A 17,192-nucleotide genomic window follows, 5' to 3' on the forward strand; every position below is an offset into this window, starting at 1 on the left:
ATATTTATGTACAAACTAAAAGTAATATCCTCAACGGTGAGGCCGGGAAGAAAAGGTCCGGTTGTTGCAGCATGGATACTGGAAGTCGCAAGGGCTCATGGTAATTTCGAAGTAGAACTGCTTGATTTAGGTGAGATCAATCTGCCGATGATGAACGAGGCTAAGCATCCGTCTATGAAACAATACGAACATGCTCACACCAAAGACTGGAGTGCAAAAATCGATGAGGCTGACGCATTTATTTTTGTAACCGCGGAATATGATTATAATTATCCGGCTCCGTTGAGAAATGCACTGGAATATCTGGTACATGAATGGGGCTACAAACCGGCAGGTATTGTAAGTTACGGAGGCGTTTCTGCCGGCACGCGGGCTGCGAACAGTCTCAAAGCTGATCTGGCAAGTTTTAAAACCGTTGCTCTTCCCGAAGCAGTTAATTTCCCCTTTTTTACAGAAAGCATCAATGAGCAGGGCGAGCTGGTTGCCAATGAAATTTCAAAGGCAGCTTCAAAAAAAATGCTGGATGAATTGTTGAAATGGACAAAGGGATTGAAAGCTATGCGGGAAGATAAGTAGTCTGTCCGATTTGAAGGTAAATACAAAAAGCTGAAAGCATGATCAATAATGTCATGCTTTCGGCTTTTTTGCTTTGCATTTAATTTCTTATTTTCACTGATCCATATACAGGTAGTTATCATAACCATTTCCTATGTCAGTCAGTCTGCTTCAAAGTGAACCCACCTCACGAATCAAATCGATTGATACGATCCGGGGAGCCATCATGATCATTATGGCACTGGACCATGTCCGCGAGTTTTTTCTGATTACCGCTTTCACGCAAAATCCGGTAGATCCGCAGACGACAACGCCAATTCTGTTTTTTACAAGATGGATAACACACTACTGCGCTCCTTCATTTATGCTGCTGTCCGGTATTTCGGCTTATCTGGCCGGAAGCAAACGATCGGCTACAGAAACGAGCCTTTTTTTGATTAAGCGAGGTTTTTGGATTGTTTTGATAGAAGTTACCTTAATGACGTTTATACTATCCTTCGATATTTCCTACAAATTTATTTTGCTGAATGTACTTTGGGCACTCGGATGCTGCATGATTGTGACAGGGATCTTTGTCAGATTTTTTTCAGCAAAAGCGGTGTTAGTTTTTGGGTTGGTGCTCATCCTGGGTCATAACGTTTTTGATTTTATCAAAGTGACGCCGAATTCAGTTTTGGATATTATACTCAATATTTTCTTTACAGCGGCTGGTAAGTTTTATCCTGTGGGCGGACGAACGATTGCTGTTTTTTATGTAATTCTTCCCTGGGCCGGTGTTATGATGAGCGGATACGGTTTGGGAAAGCTTTACGACAAAGATTTTGATGCCGGGAAAAGAAAAAAGATTTTGCTGCTTGCGGGCCTTTCAGCTACGCTTATTTTTATTGTTTTAAGATTTGCCAACGGTTATGGCGACCCGGCTTTGTGGACAACGCAAAAGGAAAGCTGGCGGACAGTGCTGTCCTTTTTTAATGTTTCAAAATATCCTCCATCACTGCTTTTTACACTGATGACAGTGGGGCCAGTTTTGATTTTGCTATCTTTCACCGACAGCACCTCTAACCGTTTGACAAAATTCTTATCTGTTTACGGTAAAGTGCCGTTCTTCTATTTTATCGTTCACTTTTCACTGATTCACGTGCTAAGTGCCATCACCGTCCTGCTGACAGGTTATACCTGGAAGCAGGCAACAGATCCGGAGTTGTTTTTTAAGTTCCGGCCTTTCGATTTTGGTTTTGAACTAGGTTGGGTGTATTTAATTTGGATTGCAATCGTGTTGTCGCTTTATTTTCCCTGCAAGTGGTATGGCAAATACAAAACAGAGCACAAAGCATGGTGGCTGAGTTACCTGTAATTTTTCAAATTACACAAAGTGCCACAAGGATTAGTAAGAGCACCACATAGAATGAATAACTTTCTGACTTACTAAATCTGTTGCTTACCTATTTTTCCTCGGTTTTACATAGAGTATAACAGGTGTCTTTCAGTAGATCTTGTTGGATTCAGATTTATAATGATGAATTCAACAAATCACATCGATGAAGAAAATTTTACTTTTCATTCTTTTTCTTTCCGGTCAAAACATCCTGGCGCAAAGTGTCGAAGAAAACTATCCGACGGATCCTGCCTCGGAACAGCAAGCCGGAATTCCGAAAGGAGAAGTGTTAAAATTTACTTTTGAGAACTCTAAAATTTTCCCAGGTACCTGGAGAGAATACTGGGTGTATGTGCCTGCTCAATACAAAGCCGATAAGCCGGCCTGCGTTTATGTCAATCAGGATGGGATTCAGTGGAAAGCACCGACTGTATTTGATAATCTGATTCACAAGGGTGAAATGCCGGTGACCATCGGTGTATTTGTAATGCACGGAAAAGTTAGAGCCATCGATCCGGATGCAGCGCTCGACCGTTTCAACCGCAGTTTTGAATTTGACGGGTTGGGTGAAAATTACGCGCATTTTATACTGGACGAAATTTTACCGGAAGTAGAAAAACAAAAAACCAGCGACGGAAGAGCGATTAAACTTTCCAAAAATGGAAATGACAGGGCAATTGGCGGATCCAGCAGCGGAGCAGTTTGTGCTTTTACGGCAGCCTGGGAACGACCTGATGCTTTTAGCCGGGTCTTTAGTGCAATCGGAACGTATGTTGGTCTGCGTGGTGCGGACAGGTATCCGACTTTGATAAGAAAATATGAACCTAAACCGCTCAGGATTTACCTTCAGGATGGAAGTAACGACCTGAATATTTATGCGGGTGACTGGTGGATGGCAAACCAGACGATGCTTCGTGCGCTCAACTTTGCAGGTTATGAAGTAAATCATAAGTGGGGAGCTGGTGGGCATAACGGAAAACAAGGAACGGCAATATTTCCCGAAGCCATGCGCTATTTATGGAAGGACTGGCCGGCAGAAGTCAAACTGGGGGTTTCTCAGAATCAGGTTTTGTCAGCCGTATTGGTAGAAGGTCAGGGTTGGGATGAAGTTGGAGCGGGCTTAAAATTCACTGATGGGTTGACCTCAAATAATTCTGGAGAGGTATTTTTTCAGGGTGTTTTGGGTAAAAGTTATAAATCGATACCTGACGGAAAGTTAGAAACGGTTGAAATACAAACGAAAAATACAAGTGCCATTAAATTTGATAAAAAGGGGAACCGGTATGAAGCAAATAAAAAAACCAGATCGATTATTAAGTACAACAGTGGAAAAAAGCAAAGTATTGCAACCAATATAGTTGCCGATGATCTGACGATTGCTTTTAATGGAAATATGTATGTATCTGTTTCTGAGGGAAAAGAAAACAGTTCAACCATTTATCTGATTCGGCAGGATGGAGAAAAAATGCTGGCAGACAAGGGCCTGCGATTAGCAAAAGGACTTGCACTTTCACCGGATCAGTCGTTGTTATATGTTACCGAATCAACTTCTCACTGGGTTTGGGTTTATCAGATTCTGGCAGATGGCACCTTAGCGTACAAACAAAAATATGGTTATCTGCATGTGCCGGATACGGAAGAAAATGCCGGAGCAAGGGCCATAACCTGTGACCGCGAAGGGCGGATTTATGTTGCAACAAATTCTGGAGTTCAGGTTATGGACCAGACAGGAAGGGTAAATGCTATATTGCCAACTCCCAACGGTTACGTATCGAATCTGGTTTTTGGTGGTAAAGAATTTGATTATTTGTTTGTCACTGCAAATGGCAAAGTTTACAGGAGAAAGCTGAACACACATGGTGCCAATAATTGGGATAAACCCAATAAACCTGCTGCGCCTAAATTATAGAAATTGCGGCTTGCTTGTTATTTAACCAGGAAACGGACCGCCCGGAACTCCCCATCCCCATTTTGGCATCGGTTCGGTAGGATTCATAAGTAGCTGGTCAGTATTGGAGTTGAGTACGGCAATCCGGGTTCCCCATTCGATATATGCGACAAAGGCGGAACGAAACTCAGGATCGTCAGGAAGGTTTATCTCGTCAGCGGTTTGCAGAAGAAGAGTAACCCAGCGTTTGCGATGTTGTTCTGTCAAATGTTTGAACAAATGTTTTTGTATCATTTTAAAATGACTACCCTCTTCAGTGCTATACAACTCAGGTCCGCCGAATACCTCTGCTATAAAATGAGCGACGTGGAGCCGATGTTCACCTGACATTTGTTTGAATACAGGTTCGAGCAACTCATCTTTAAGCACCTTATCATAAAAAACATTCGTTAGTTCTTCGAATGCAGGCATACCGCCCGCCCATTCGTACAAAGTTGGTATCGAATTTTCTGGCATGTTCCGGATAGTTTAGATGTAAAATCAAGCTCCAATATTTATGCTTCAAGCACTAAATTACAATGTTAATTTATTGATTTTTTTGAGATTTTAGGGTAAGAGGGAAAAGGATCCTGTAATTGTGAGAAGTTCAACATGGCTGGCGTGATTTTTTAAATAAAAGTTCGGCTATACGTAAAGCACATCTAACTTCGTAAACTTTGAATTTCAAATATCTTTGCTTCCTTCTGCTGGCAATTATTCCGGACGAAGCTGTTTTTGGTCAGGAAAAAAATGGCTGGGTTAAGCGTTTTATTCAAAAGTCTGTGTCTGATACCACATCCCCCGGAAAACCCAGTTTTCGGATATATCCAACACTGGCTTATTCGCCGGAAACAAGTTTTGAATTCGGGTTTTCATCGCTTTTTCTGTTTCAGTCAAAAAATGACACGCTCAACAGGTTAAGTGAGATTCAGGCCTTTACTTTTATTACACTTGAAGCGCAATACGGAATCTGGCTGGATAACGCAATTTACGGAGATAAGGATAATTGGTTTGTTTTGGGGAGGACTCGCTTTCAGCGGTTTCCTTTGCTTTACTACGGTATCGGTCCCGAAACTCCGGGTACGGAACCAGCTTTGATCGATGCCAATTATTTACTTTTAAGACAGCGGGTTTTGCGAAAAGTTGTTCGTAACTTTTTCATCGGTCCCGAAATAGACTATCAGCAGCTTTACAACACTAAATTCAATCAGCCGGAAGATCATGATGTTTATGAGCTTCCATTAGGTAGCAACGGTGGTAAAAACCTGGGGCTTGGCGCTGCCGTGGTATACGATAACCGCCATAATGTTTTAAACGTACGGAAAGGATTATTCAGTGAGTTTTCTTTTTTGACTTACCGAAAAGCGCTGGCCAGTGATCATGATTTTTATGGTTTTAATCTTGATGTACGATCCTCACATCCAACCAATACACGTAACGTGTTGGCCTGGCAGGTATATGGTAACTTCTTCTCCGGCGATGTTCCGTTTAATCAATTAGCTTTGATGGGCGGAGAGATGATAATGCGCGGGTTTTATTCAGGCAGGTACCGTGATAAAAATATGATAGCAGCCCAGGCAGAACATCGCTGGCTTCCTTTTAAATTCAGTAAAAGATTCGGAGGAACAGTGTTTGCCTCAGCCGCAGTGGTTGCTCCAAAAGTGAATGAATTTAGCTGGAAACATATCCGGCCGTCAGGTGGGGTAGGTTTGAGATATTTGCTGTTTCCTAAAAAGGACATTTTTCTCAGACTTGACGTTGGGTTTACCAAAGAAGGCCCCGGAATTTACCTGTTTACAGGAGAGGCATTTTAAGTTGCAAAAAAAACAAAGTTGTTAGTTACCAAGATTGTACAAAAAATCCCAATGGGATTTAATATGAATAGCCCCGGTTACAATCCGGGGAAACGGATATGGGAAATACCTCACAACTACAAAGTGGTTTAATGAATCTCAGAAATTTATTTTCTATAAGTAACCGCCACGATCAGCAAAAGCACACCGACAAAGCCCAGTGCAACCGGCAGTGAAGTCATTTCAGCAATAAATCCAATCATGGCAGGACCAGCCAGCTGACCACTGTATCCCAAGGTAGTGACTGCGGCCAGTGACACAGAGGTTGCCACATTGGGAACATTTCCGGCTGCTGTGAAAAATACCGGTACTACGTTAGCCGCTCCTAATCCGACTAGTATAAAACCGATCAGAGCCGCACCCGGCCATGGAATTGAAACCGCAATGAAGTAACCTGCCGACGAAAGCAGGGCTCCATAGAGTACCACTTTGTAAGAACCGATTTTGTTAACGATGTTATCCCCGGTAAGTCGCATAACTGCCATTGCGATCGAAAATGCTGCGTACCCCAGGCCGGCCATGGATGGTTCATATCCCCGGTTAAATTGAAGGAACACTGCACTCCAGTCCAGTAAAGCCCCTTCTGCAAGGAAAAACACAAAACACATCAATCCCAAAATCAGAACCGGTCCGCGTGGCAGTGCAAAAGAAAACGATTCGACAGAATTTTCCTGGCAATGTGGAAACAAATATCTGTACTGGCTGGCTGCAATAAACAACAGAAGGCCTGAAATGCTTACAGCGGCGATTGTAGGAGACAAACCGAATTTAATCAGAAATCCCAAACCTATGGATCCCAAAAGACCGCCCAGACTAAACATACCGTGAAAGGATGACATAATGTGTTTGCCATATCTTTCCTGCACCAGAACCGCATGCGCGTTCATGGCTACATCGATAGAACCGATGGCAGCTCCAAATATAAAAAGTGCTATGGATAACTGAATAGCAGAAGAGGCCAGCAAAAGATTTGGAAGAATGAGTGCAATGACCGTAGCGGCTGCAAGTGTTACTTTCCTGCTTCCGTATTTATTGATAAGAAAACCCGAAAACGGCATCATCAATATAGCACCAAGTCCCAGCGAAAGCAGTACTAACCCCAGTGCTGCTTCATCCAGATTCAAATTGGTTTTGGCAAAAGGGACCATGGGTGCCCAGCTGGAAAGTCCTATCCCGCAGACCAGAAAGATAAGCATACTTGCGCGCCTGGCGGCAATGACATTTGAATCCGGAGTTGCAGACTGGGTATTTTCCATTGATTTTTTTGAAACGTTTCGTGCAAAGATGACAATACAAAGCCAAAGAATGAAAATCAAAACAACAAAAAACCGGCAACATCACTGTTGCCGGCCGAAATTCCTTCCTCCTTTTCTCACTCCTCCTTTCTCCTTCTATAAATTTTTCTTCTTAGATTCTTTTACAGCAAAATCAACAGCACGTGCAGTCAGAGCCATATAAGTCAGCGAAGGGTTAACACAGGACGCCGATGTCATCGAAGCGCCGTCGGTAACAAAAACGTTCTTCACAGCATGCAGCTGATTGTTGCCGTTGAGTACCGAAGTTTTCGGATCGCGGCCCATGCGTGCAGTTCCCATTTCATGAATAGCCATGCCCAGATACGATCCGTTGTCGTACGTTTTAACGTTTTTGACTCCGGATTTTTCAAGCATTTCGGCAGCGTCATTCATCATGTCTTTACGCATCTTCTTTTCGTTTTCATGCAAATCAGCATCAAAAACGACCGTTGGCATTCCCCATTTATCTTTTTTCTCTTTGTTGAGGAACATGCGGTTGTCGTGGTAAGGCAATGTTTCTCCGAAACCGCCGAAGCCCATTGTCCAGTTACCCGGAGTGGTCAGTTCTTCTTTGAAATCAGCTCCGAAAGCGAGTTCGGCGATATTTCTTTGCCATCCCTGACGGCCGCCGCCACCCTGGTACCCAAATCCACGCAGATAATCACGTTTGTCAGATCCGAAGTTTTGGTAGCGGGGAACATAAATTCCGTTAGCTCGACGTCCGAAATAATACTTATCCAAATCTCCTTCCCAGGTTCCGCTTGCTCCTGTACGGAAGTGGTGATCCATCAGGTTGTGTCCCAGCTCTCCTGAATCGTTGCCCAGACCATTCGGGAAACGTTGTGAAGTTGAGTTCATCAGCACAAGGGTTGAACCAATCGTACTTGCGCAGACAAAAATGATCCTGGCATTGTACTCTCTTTCCTGCAATGTTACTGAATCCGTCACGCGTACACCGGTTGCTTTTTTTGTTTTGTCATCATAAATGATTTCACGAACAACCGAATCAGGACGCAGTGTAAGCAGGCCGGTTTTTACAGCCGGCGGAAGCGTACTGGATTGAGTACTGAAATAGGCACCATAAGGACAGCCCAATGAGCATTTGTTACGATACTGACAAGGAGAGCGGCCCCCTTCAAGTTGTATTTTGGTGGGCTGAGAAAGGTTTGCAACTCTGCCAATTGTCATCGTACGGCCCGGAAATTGTTTTTCAAGTCTCTTACGAACCTCTTTTTCAACAAAATACATTTCCATCGGCGGGATAAAATCGCTGTCGGGCAACTGTGGCAGTCCAAGTTTTTCTCCCGAAATACCTACGTGTTTTTCAACATAAGAATACCAGGGTGCAATATCTTTATAGCGAATCGGCCAGTCCACTGCAACACCATCTTTCAGGTTTGCTTCAAAATCCAGGTCGCTCCATCTGTAAGACTGGCGGCCCCACATGATCGATTTTCCTCCTACGATATTCGGACGGAACCAGTCGAATCTTCTTTTTTCCTCATAAGGTGCATCCGAATCGTTCATCCAGTATTTTTCCGTCATTTCATTGTACGGATAATCGCGGGAAAGAAAAGGATGTGTTTCTTTTTGTTTGATTGTCAAGCGTCCGTTATACTCAGATTCCCAGGGAGCCTTAAGAGCATTTTCGTAACCTGTAACGTGTTCGAGGTTTTTTCCTTTTTCAAGCATCAAAACCTTAAGACCTTTTGCGGTCAGTTCCTTTGCAGCCCATCCACCGGATACACCCGATCCGATAATGATGGCGTCATAGGTCATGTCCTTAACTGCGTCAATATTTAAATTCGCCATTTTTATAAGTATTGTTCATGATGGATTTAGTGCAACAGGCTTATAGAGCCCAGCTTTTTTGTCCTTTCGGCATTGGCCAGGAGCCATCGAAACGGCCGGGAATAGGCAGGTAATCCAATGCCTGTGTAGCCCCGATCTCAGATGTGAAGTATCCAGTGACGGTCAGTCCCTTCATTTGCACGAAGAAAGGTTTGTCGGATTTGGTTGATCTGGTAACCATATCTTTTTTCTGTGCTGCATCCAAAGCGGCAAACCCTTTTTGATAGACTTCCTTGCTGTCGTTGTTAAGCTTTTCGAGCCCGCCGTAAAACTTTTGCTGGTCCTCCATCGGGTAGCAATCACGCATAACCCTGACAATAAACTTTTCTGCTCCGGCAGCTTTTGCACCTGGCGTCGTGGTGGTTGGGATAATAACATCAGCTACTTCGGCAAGCAATGCTTCCTGTTCTGCGGAAACAGTAACAGACGGACCAAAATTTAGTTTTTCGCCCATTATTCCTGCCATGAGTGGTGCTGAAATCATACCGCCCATCATGAGGGTTATTTTTTCAATTGCTTCTCTACGGTTCATCGTTTTTGTAATTGGTTTATTTTTTAGGTTTATGTACAACCCGTTTTTCTTAAATATTATATGGTATAAGTTACATTGCTTTCAAAACAAGATAAAAACTTACAAAAACTACTAATGTTGTTCTAAGAAAGGTATTTAAATAAGTGGACGCCGGTCAGTCTGAGGGAGAGATAAAGACAAATGTTGTTTTATGCCTCTTATCTCTTGTACTAGTAAAGGTCATATCTGATCGGTTCGGGAATCTTACAGGTTACAATTTAAAAAACTTCCTTTTGATTTCAGCTCTTGTTAACGAAATTAATAATTAATATTCTTGAAACAAGAATCGCCGGTAAGCACACAGAAAATCTGCGGCAAACCGGCGATAGGTATTTTTGTGATTTTAATTTATGCCTGAGTTTCAAGGGGACAATCGATCATCCAGCAAATTCCAAATTTGTCGGCAAAACTGCCGAAGTAGGATCCCCAGAAAGTTTTTTCCATTGGCATTTCAATTTTGCCGCCTTGAGAAAGTCCGTAAAAAAGCTTATCCGCCTCAGCTTCATTATCGGCGGAAAGGCAGACATAGACATTATTTCCGACTGTGAGCTTTTGTCCCATTGATTCCAGCGAATCGGTTGCCATGATCATAGTGCCTTCACCAATTGGCAGAGAAATGTGCATTATCTTCGCTCTGTCTGCTTCCGGGAGGTTGTTGCCTTCGGGTGTGTCACTGAACCGTTGCAGGAATGTAAATTCTCCTCCGAAAACAGATTTATAAAAGTTAAATGCTTCTTCGGTCGTGCCCGGAAAATTCAGATATGTGTTAGCCTTTGCCATTTTGTTTATGTTTGATAGTGAATGAATGTTTATTCTAAAACCGGATAATATTTGGTACTGTGCATCATAATCTGGACAGCCGAAGGTGTTTCATCTTCCAGTATTTCAGCTTCGAATCCCAGTTTAAATAAAAGATCAATAAGCTGATAAGAGCATACAATCCCTTTTCTGTTGACGACTCTGAGGATTCTGTCGCAGTCTTCCAGATCGAAACTGGCCTGATAGCTTTCGAAATTCTGTTTAATGTGAGAAAGCACAAACCGGGCTTTCTCCTCATTGTCCACATTCGTTTTAAAAACTTCAATCATCCCGATAAGTGTTTAGTAATAGAGTTATTCGTGGCTGACTGATCGAAAAGGGCGTACTTAAATCTTTGTACTTAAAATGGCCGATTCGGGATAGCCTTATCTGGCTTTAAGCATCGGCAGGTAACTTTCGCGGTAGTGATAGATTACAAATATGTTCGCAAGCAAAACAAAGATCGCAACCGGCATCGCGCTGGCATCCAGGAAAGCATGGAACAAAAATATGTGAACGCTGATCGGAAATAAAACGATTGCAAAAAGTCTGAGGTAAAATCCCGAAATCAGGGATATGGCACAGATCAGTTCAAGCACTTTTAAAAAAGGTATGAAATAACCCGCAGCGGCGAGTCCTTCATTAAATAGTTTAACTTTCCCGGTAAGCGGTGGTGGTGGTATCAGATTTAACAACACAGAAACGGATGCAAAAAGAAATAAGATTCCCAGCAAAACACGAACGATGATAAATGTAATTCTCATAATGTCAATAGATTACTTTTAGGTGATGTTAAAATGATTTATTTCTCTAAAATTGCCTTCAAACTTTTCAGGCTGGTTTCCATGTCTTTGCCCAGCATGCCATTTACAAACAGGTTTGTCAGATTCATCGGGTATTTGCTGGTTCCGCTCATAGTCCAGCCAACTTTGGTTTGACCGCCGGATGAGGATTTAGTGGTCATCTCGATTTGTGCCAATCCTTCAAAAGGCCTGATAAAGTGAATTTGACTTTCCAGCTTTTCTGCCTCGGTAATATTTGTAATTTGTTGTTCACCTTCCCCAACCTGATCGTTTCCGTTCCAGCCATAAATAAAACCAACGGTGCCGTCTATACCTTTCAGGTCTTTTTTCATATTGGGGTCGGCCATGACCCACTTATTATAGTTTTCCTGATTTTTTAAATATTTAACATAGTCAAATACGTCCTTTTTAGGTTTGTTAATGACGATTTCCCTGTGAATGGAGTAATCCTTTTTAACAAAAAGGGCAACAATCAACAGAAGTACGATCAGGATCGCAATTCCGGACAGAATTATAGTGATGAAACGCATCGTGTTAGATAAGAAAGGTTAAGTATGCAGTGTAGTAATTAAACGGTAAGATATTGCAATTTTTGCTTATTTCTAATCTCTTGTTCAGGAAGTATATGAGCCAGACGATTACTGTCCAGGTTTAAGGATTTTATTAATCGAGGATACGGACCAGGCACAAAACGTCGTCACTTTTGTTGTACCATTCGATACAAGGGAAAGTGTAATCCAGCCGGGGATCAGCAAGTAATCTGGTAAAGATTTCACCAATCTGTTGGGGATCCTTCATCCAATCTTTAACAGCTTCGGCAAGATAAGTTCCTGTGGTAATCGTAAAGCTTTCAGCATTCAATTTTTCAGCCTCTGAATCTTCCAGTTCGTTTACGGCTGCTTTATAGATAATCACCCCGTCTTCATTTTGGCTGGAAATACCGTACCATGTTCTCTGTTCACAATTCGGCGTGTTTTCCTGTAAGGTATTAAAAGCGTCTTTGATCCCATCCGGAAAACTTGTTGCCGTCTGACATATCAGTTTTACATCTTTTTTCCATTCGTAAATTTCCATGACTGTGTCTGTTGTATAAAGCCGGTTAAAGAAATATGTTCAAACTTTTAACGTTGCCCGCTGTGTTGGTAAAAAGACAGAGTGAACTTACAAATCCGGACAGGAAGCTGAAAAATTTTAAATTATAACGTGTCAGCATGCTGTCGTTTTAAATACAGCGGATTAGTCTCACAAACAAAAGTGAATTAAATGGCTTTTTGGGTTGGAATTTGCGACAAGAAGCGGGGGGAGATGGGACAGCGGGATAGAAGCAATGGAATTTCGACTGTCGGGTGAAATGAATCATGCACCCAACAGTCGCGATTTATTCCTGAGGAACGGTTGTTAAAAAATATTCATCAATTTGATTCCAGGAATACCTGTATGTGATTCCGCGTACCTCTTCGATAAAATCAGCACCTTTGTCATCTGTATATCCAATCCGCCAGTTGGTCGTATTTTTGATTCTGAACTTTAAAATGGAATTCGCTTCGGGCAGATCTTTTCCCGTTATAATTTTAATCTTCATATCCTGAGTATAATTAATTTTCAGAAGTTACGACAATTAAACCGGACATAACCGGTTTACATGTTTTAATCACAATAAGCACATAACCTGCGCGCGTGAGTGAACAACAGTGTCCGGTAACGAACAGTCCGCTTTTTTTAACCTTTTGGAAATGAGCGGGTTTGAGGATGGCATAAGTTTTAGACAGGGAAATTGCGCGCGGGCGCGTTCAAATGAGCACTTTAAATGGTTTGTGATGATAAAAAATTACTTCAAGATCGCATGGAGGAATCTGCAGAGAAACCACCTTTACGCTATTCTCAATATTTCAGGATTGTCTATCGGGCTCGCCTGTGCGCTGATCGTATTCTGGTTTATCCGTTTTCAAACCACACATGATCATTTTCACAAAAACATAGATCGAATTTATCAGATCACAACCGAATTTCATTTTGATGGGGTAGGTTATTCCCGCGGCGTTCCTACGCCGATGTGGAAGGCCATGCGAACGGAAATGCCGCAGTTTACTACCGGCATGTGTATTGAAGGTTACAATGCTTTTATGGCCGTGCTGGACAATACTGGTAAAACGATCAAAAAGTTTAAAGAAGAAGGCCCTGCGGTGGCCTATGTTCATCCCGAATACTTTTCCATTTTTGACCGGCACTGGCAATTCGGTAATGCAAAGGCATCACTGAGCAAGCCAAACACAATTGTTCTGAGCCGGGCCATGGCAGAAAAATATTTTGGTAAAGAAAATCCTATTGGTAAAGTAATAAGGTTCGCAAACCGGCTGAATCTGGAAGTTACCGGGATAGTCGATAATGCGGTAGACAACACCGATATGCCTTATGGTTTCTTCGTTTCTTTTGCTACGCTCACAGCCAATCCCAAATTTAGCTATGGAGGAAGCGGAATTGATAATTGGGGAGGAGTCAATTCCAATACCTATTGTTTTACACTTGTGCCGGCCGGTACCAATATTAAAAATGTTGAGAAACAGCTGGCTGCTCTTAATAAAAAATATCACGGCAATGATTACAAATCTTACGCGCATCCTATTCTGCCATATAAAGAGATTCATCATTCTGAAAGATACTATGGGCCAATGCCTATGAAGTGGATCTGGATCATGAGTGCGATCGGTATCTTTCTGATCGTAACTGCCTGTTTCAATTTTATCAACATGGCCACTGCACAGGCATTACGACGATCCAAAGAGGTAGGAATTCGTAAGTCCGTTGGCGGAACAAAAAGTCAGGTTTTTTCACAATTTATGCTCGAAACCGGCATTATTACCTTTTTGGCGATGGCCATCGGTCTGATCATCGCCACGTTAACTTTACCCAACATTTCGGAATGGCTTGAACAGCCGGGCGGCTGGCCAAAGCAAATTGTATGGTCGGATGGTTTTCTTTGGATATTTTTAGCTTCATTATTTACTGCAGTGGTTTTGCTGGCAGGATCCTATCCGGGGACTATCCTGGCAGGCTTCCGTCCGGTGCTGGCCTTGAAAGGCAATGTCACGGCCCGTCATATCGGAGGCATATCACTCAGAAGGGGATTGATTGTTTTTCAGTTCGTACTTATTCAGTTGCTGGTTATCTGCACCCTGGTGGTGAATAATCAGGTAAGTTTTATGCTGTCAAGTTCTGTTGGGTATGAAACAAAAGGCATTGCAAGTATTCAGATCCCTGCTCCTGATAAAATAAATCAGTCTACATTCCGGCAAAGACTGCTATCTATCCCTGGTGTTTCGGATGCGTCATTCTGCTTGTTTTTGCCGACCACCACATCGAATAACACATCCAATTTCAGTTATGATACCAGGCAAAAAGATGAGTTATGGCAAATGAATACAAAAAATGCCGACAACCACTACACTTCAACTTTTGGTCTTACTTTGGTTGCTGGAGAGAATATACCGCAAAGTGACACGATAAAAGGGTATTTGATTAACGAGAAAGTTGTGGAAAAGCTGGGTGTGAAAAATTCGAAAGATGTTATTGGAAAAAATTTAAAAATCTGGGGTGTGACGGCGCCGATTTACGGCGTACTGAAAAACTGGAACAACGGTACGTTTAAAAGTGAAATTGATCCGATTGCCATTTTCACCTATAAAGACAATAGTTATCGCTGTGCCATAAAACTCAGCAGCACCAACCTGCACCAAACCATGAAGGAGGTTGAGAAGTTATGGAATGAGTATTTCCCTGATTATCTCTACGAACAGACTTTCCTCGATGAGCAAATCACAAAAGCTTATGAGCTGGAAAATATCATGCTAAAATTAATACGCGTATTCTCCATCATATCTATTTTCATCGGCTGTCTGGGGCTCTACGGACTTGTTAAGTTTATGGCATCCCAAAAGACAAAAGAAATTGGTGTCCGCAAAGTGTTAGGTGCCAGTTTAACAAGTATTCTTGGGATTTTTGGAAAGGAAATTTCGCTTCTGATCGTTGTCGCATTTATAATTGCAGCACCGCTGGGCTGGTATCTTATGCACGCCTGGCTTGAAGATTATCAATACCGAATTCCGATTGGCGCTGATATCATGTCTTTCGCCATTTTAATCACTTTTGTAGTGGCTGCGATCACTGCAGGTTACGAATCTTTGAAAGCAGCGCTGAAGGATCCGGTAAAGTCTTTAAAATCAGAATAGTGTTAGCTTGTTTTTTAGCCACGAATGACACGAATGAACACAAATTTTAAAATGCAATTTGTGTAAATTGGCGACATTCGTGGCTGAAACTTTTACAGAGTTTAAAAATTGGTGACATTTGCAGCCAGAAACTGACACCGATTAACTTCATCTTCCATGAAAAAATGGATCTGCCTGGTCTTATTTGCATTATTATATTTATACTCCGGACAAATATTTGCACAGCGTTTTCTAATGGATCTGGTTGATACAACCAACCAGATGGGAAAGGGAATGTTATCGATTTACGAGAGATACGACCGCGTGAGGATGAGCGGCTACATCCAACCTCAGTTTCAATATATCAAAACCAAAGGCGCTGAATCTTACAATGGCGGCAACTTTCCTGAGCTGTCCAATAATCGTTTCATGCTTAGACGCGGGCGTCTGCGCGTAGATTATGCGCATTTGAATGATAGACGGGAACCCACATCTTACTTCGTATTTCAATTCGACGGAACAGAGCGCGGCGTTGTGATAAGGGATTTTTGGGGAAGGTTTTATGAAAATAAGTTAAAACTGTTTTCCCTGACAACCGGGATGTTTGCCAGACCTTTTGGCTATGAAGTCAATCTCTCATCTGCTAACCGCGAAACGCCTGAAAGGGGAAGAATGTCTCAGATTTTGATGAAAACTGAGCGGGATATCGGAGTGATGCTTACGGTCACTGATCGAAATAAGGACAGTAAATGGGCCAGTGTGAAATTCGATCTGGGTGTTTTTAACGGACAAGGCATGGCCGGGCCGGTGGACTACGACAGTCATAAAGATGTAATAGCAAGGCTTAGTCTGAAGCCAGTAAAAATGGCTGGGTTATCCGGAGGTTTGTTGTCTGCCGGAGTTTCAGGTTATGCGGGAGGAATTGTCAGCCAGTCGGAGGTGCTCTATAAAACAGTTTCACAGAAAAACGGGTTTGCAATGATAAAAGATTCTTCGCGATCCAATTACGGAAAACTGGCACCCAGAAATTATGCAGGTGCAGACGTACAGCTAGTGTTTCCCAACCGTCGTGGAGAGACAGAATTTCGTGCAGAATATATAAGGGGTAAACAGACTGCAACCCTTGCAAGCAGTGAAACGCCGGGAGTTTATCCGGTTACGAACGGATTAAAAGATCCGCTTTATACGAGGAACTTTGATGGGGCATATTTTTATTTTCTTCAGAATCTGGGGAGTGAAGAGCATCAGTTTGTGGCCAAATACGACTGGTACGATCCGAATAAAAAAGTATCGGGAATGGAAATTTCTGAAGCAGCAGGTTTTAGCAAGGCTGATCTTGAATACCATACAATCAGCATGGGTTATGTCTACTACGCCAATACCTCACTGAAATTTATGTTTTTTTATGATTTTGTAAGAAATGAAAAATCGGGACTGGCAGCCTTTGGCGAAGATGTGGCGGATGATGTCTTAACGTGCAGGGTTCAGTATAATTTCTGATTTATTCTCCCCATGCTGTCACGATCAAATTTCTGGTTCCTCCATAATCGCGATGCTCGCACAGATAGATTCCCTGCCAGACACCCAGTGCCAGCTCTCCGTTGCGAATCGGAATCAATACGGAGCTGCCTAAAAGTGAAGCTTTCAGGTGTGCCGGCATGTCGTCCGAACCTTCATAATCGTGCTTATAATCGGGATCGTTTTCTCTTACAGTTTTGTTAAAATACATTTCAAAATCTTTTCTCACAGTCGGATCGGCGTTTTCGTTGATAGTAAGTGAAGCTGATGTATGCTGAATAAAAACCTGGCAGATACCGGTTGTGATCCGTCCGATCTGGGGTAAGGCATTCAGAATTTCACCTGTTATCAAATGAAATCCTCTTGTCCTTTGTCTTAAAGTTACCGGCTGCTGATAGATTTTCATGTAATTCTGTTTCGTTTTTGGTTTTTACAAGAATA

General features: G+C 42.4%; 17 protein-coding genes. 6 read left to right on the forward strand and 11 right to left on the reverse strand.

The features are described from left to right. Positions 1-6 precede the first annotated feature (6 nt). The 3 genes from E0F88_RS15500 (at position 7) to E0F88_RS15510 (ending at position 3,839) form a co-directional block, all read left to right on the forward strand. Positions 7-576 (forward strand): NADPH-dependent FMN reductase, encoded by a 570-nt coding sequence (locus E0F88_RS15500; protein ID WP_131959182.1) that lies wholly within the window; start codon positions 7-9, stop codon positions 574-576. A 133-nt stretch (positions 577-709) separates the two neighbouring features. After that, positions 710-1,909 carry an acetyltransferase domain-containing protein gene (locus E0F88_RS15505; RefSeq protein ID WP_131959183.1) on the forward strand — a complete coding sequence of 400 codons (1,200 nt, stop codon included), beginning with the start codon at positions 710-712 and terminating at the stop codon, positions 1,907-1,909. A gap of 184 nt (positions 1,910-2,093) precedes the next feature. Beyond that, positions 2,094-3,839: an SMP-30/gluconolactonase/LRE family protein gene (locus E0F88_RS15510; protein ID WP_131959184.1), complete on the forward strand. Its 1,746-nt coding sequence runs from the start codon at positions 2,094-2,096 to the stop codon at positions 3,837-3,839. Positions 3,840-3,860: 21 nt separating this feature from the next. Here E0F88_RS15510 and E0F88_RS15515 read toward each other — a convergent pair whose 3' ends face one another. After that, a complete protein-coding gene (locus E0F88_RS15515) occupies positions 3,861-4,334 on the reverse strand; it encodes a group II truncated hemoglobin (RefSeq protein WP_131959185.1) in 474 nt (157 codons plus the stop codon). Positions 4,335-4,534: 200 nt separating this feature from the next. Here E0F88_RS15515 and E0F88_RS15520 point away from each other — a divergent pair, with 200 nt between their 5' ends. Then, on the forward strand, positions 4,535-5,671 hold the full coding sequence (locus E0F88_RS15520; RefSeq protein ID WP_131959186.1) for a BamA/TamA family outer membrane protein: 1,137 nt from the start codon (positions 4,535-4,537) through the stop codon (positions 5,669-5,671). Positions 5,672-5,817: 146 nt separating this feature from the next. On the opposite strand, the gene E0F88_RS15525 is transcribed toward E0F88_RS15520, so the two are convergent. The 9 genes from E0F88_RS15525 to E0F88_RS15565 all read right to left on the reverse strand — a co-directional run bounded on the left by E0F88_RS15525 (position 5,818) and on the right by E0F88_RS15565 (position 12,610). After that, entirely contained in the window at positions 5,818-6,966 is a 1,149-nt protein-coding gene (locus E0F88_RS15525) for an MFS transporter (protein WP_131959187.1), read from the reverse strand. Between the two features lie 135 nt (positions 6,967-7,101). Next, the gene (locus E0F88_RS15530; protein ID WP_131959188.1) at positions 7,102-8,817 is read right to left on the reverse strand and encodes a GMC oxidoreductase; all 1,716 of its coding nucleotides are present in this window, start codon (positions 8,815-8,817) and stop codon (positions 7,102-7,104) included. 40 nt (positions 8,818-8,857) lie between these two features. Further along, positions 8,858-9,388, reverse strand: coding sequence for a gluconate 2-dehydrogenase subunit 3 family protein (locus E0F88_RS15535; protein WP_131959189.1), 531 nt, complete (start codon positions 9,386-9,388; stop codon positions 8,858-8,860). Positions 9,389-9,775: 387 nt separating this feature from the next. Then, positions 9,776-10,207: a VOC family protein gene (locus E0F88_RS15540; protein WP_131959190.1), complete on the reverse strand. Its 432-nt coding sequence runs from the start codon at positions 10,205-10,207 to the stop codon at positions 9,776-9,778. 29 nt (positions 10,208-10,236) lie between these two features. Further along, complete coding sequence (locus tag E0F88_RS15545) at positions 10,237-10,515, reverse strand: hypothetical protein (protein WP_131959191.1); 279 nt, start codon at positions 10,513-10,515, stop codon at positions 10,237-10,239. 96 nt (positions 10,516-10,611) lie between these two features. Then, positions 10,612-10,989, reverse strand: coding sequence for a DoxX family membrane protein (locus E0F88_RS15550; RefSeq protein ID WP_131959192.1), 378 nt, complete (start codon positions 10,987-10,989; stop codon positions 10,612-10,614). 38 nt (positions 10,990-11,027) lie between these two features. After that, positions 11,028-11,558, reverse strand: coding sequence for an SRPBCC family protein (locus E0F88_RS15555; RefSeq protein WP_131959193.1), 531 nt, complete (start codon positions 11,556-11,558; stop codon positions 11,028-11,030). Positions 11,559-11,691: 133 nt separating this feature from the next. Further along, positions 11,692-12,102, reverse strand: coding sequence for a hypothetical protein (locus E0F88_RS15560; RefSeq protein ID WP_131959194.1), 411 nt, complete (start codon positions 12,100-12,102; stop codon positions 11,692-11,694). A gap of 304 nt (positions 12,103-12,406) precedes the next feature. Next, on the reverse strand, positions 12,407-12,610 hold the full coding sequence (locus tag E0F88_RS15565) for a hypothetical protein (RefSeq protein WP_131959195.1): 204 nt from the start codon (positions 12,608-12,610) through the stop codon (positions 12,407-12,409). A 151-nt stretch (positions 12,611-12,761) separates the two neighbouring features. Between E0F88_RS15565 and E0F88_RS15570 the strand changes: the two genes are divergently transcribed. Together E0F88_RS15570 and E0F88_RS15575 are read left to right on the forward strand one after the other, a co-directional pair. Further along, on the forward strand, positions 12,762-15,254 hold the full coding sequence (locus E0F88_RS15570; protein ID WP_131959196.1) for an ABC transporter permease: 2,493 nt from the start codon (positions 12,762-12,764) through the stop codon (positions 15,252-15,254). A 156-nt stretch (positions 15,255-15,410) separates the two neighbouring features. After that, positions 15,411-16,733: a porin gene (locus E0F88_RS15575; protein ID WP_229213781.1), complete on the forward strand. Its 1,323-nt coding sequence runs from the start codon at positions 15,411-15,413 to the stop codon at positions 16,731-16,733. Between the two features lies 1 nt (position 16,734). On the opposite strand, the gene E0F88_RS15580 is transcribed toward E0F88_RS15575, so the two are convergent. After that, positions 16,735-17,157, reverse strand: coding sequence for a secondary thiamine-phosphate synthase enzyme YjbQ (locus tag E0F88_RS15580; RefSeq protein WP_131959197.1), 423 nt, complete (start codon positions 17,155-17,157; stop codon positions 16,735-16,737). Positions 17,158-17,192: the final 35 nt, after the last annotated feature.

Source organism: Dyadobacter psychrotolerans (assembly GCF_004349265.1).
Lineage (GTDB): Bacteria > Bacteroidota > Bacteroidia > Cytophagales > Spirosomataceae > Dyadobacter > Dyadobacter psychrotolerans.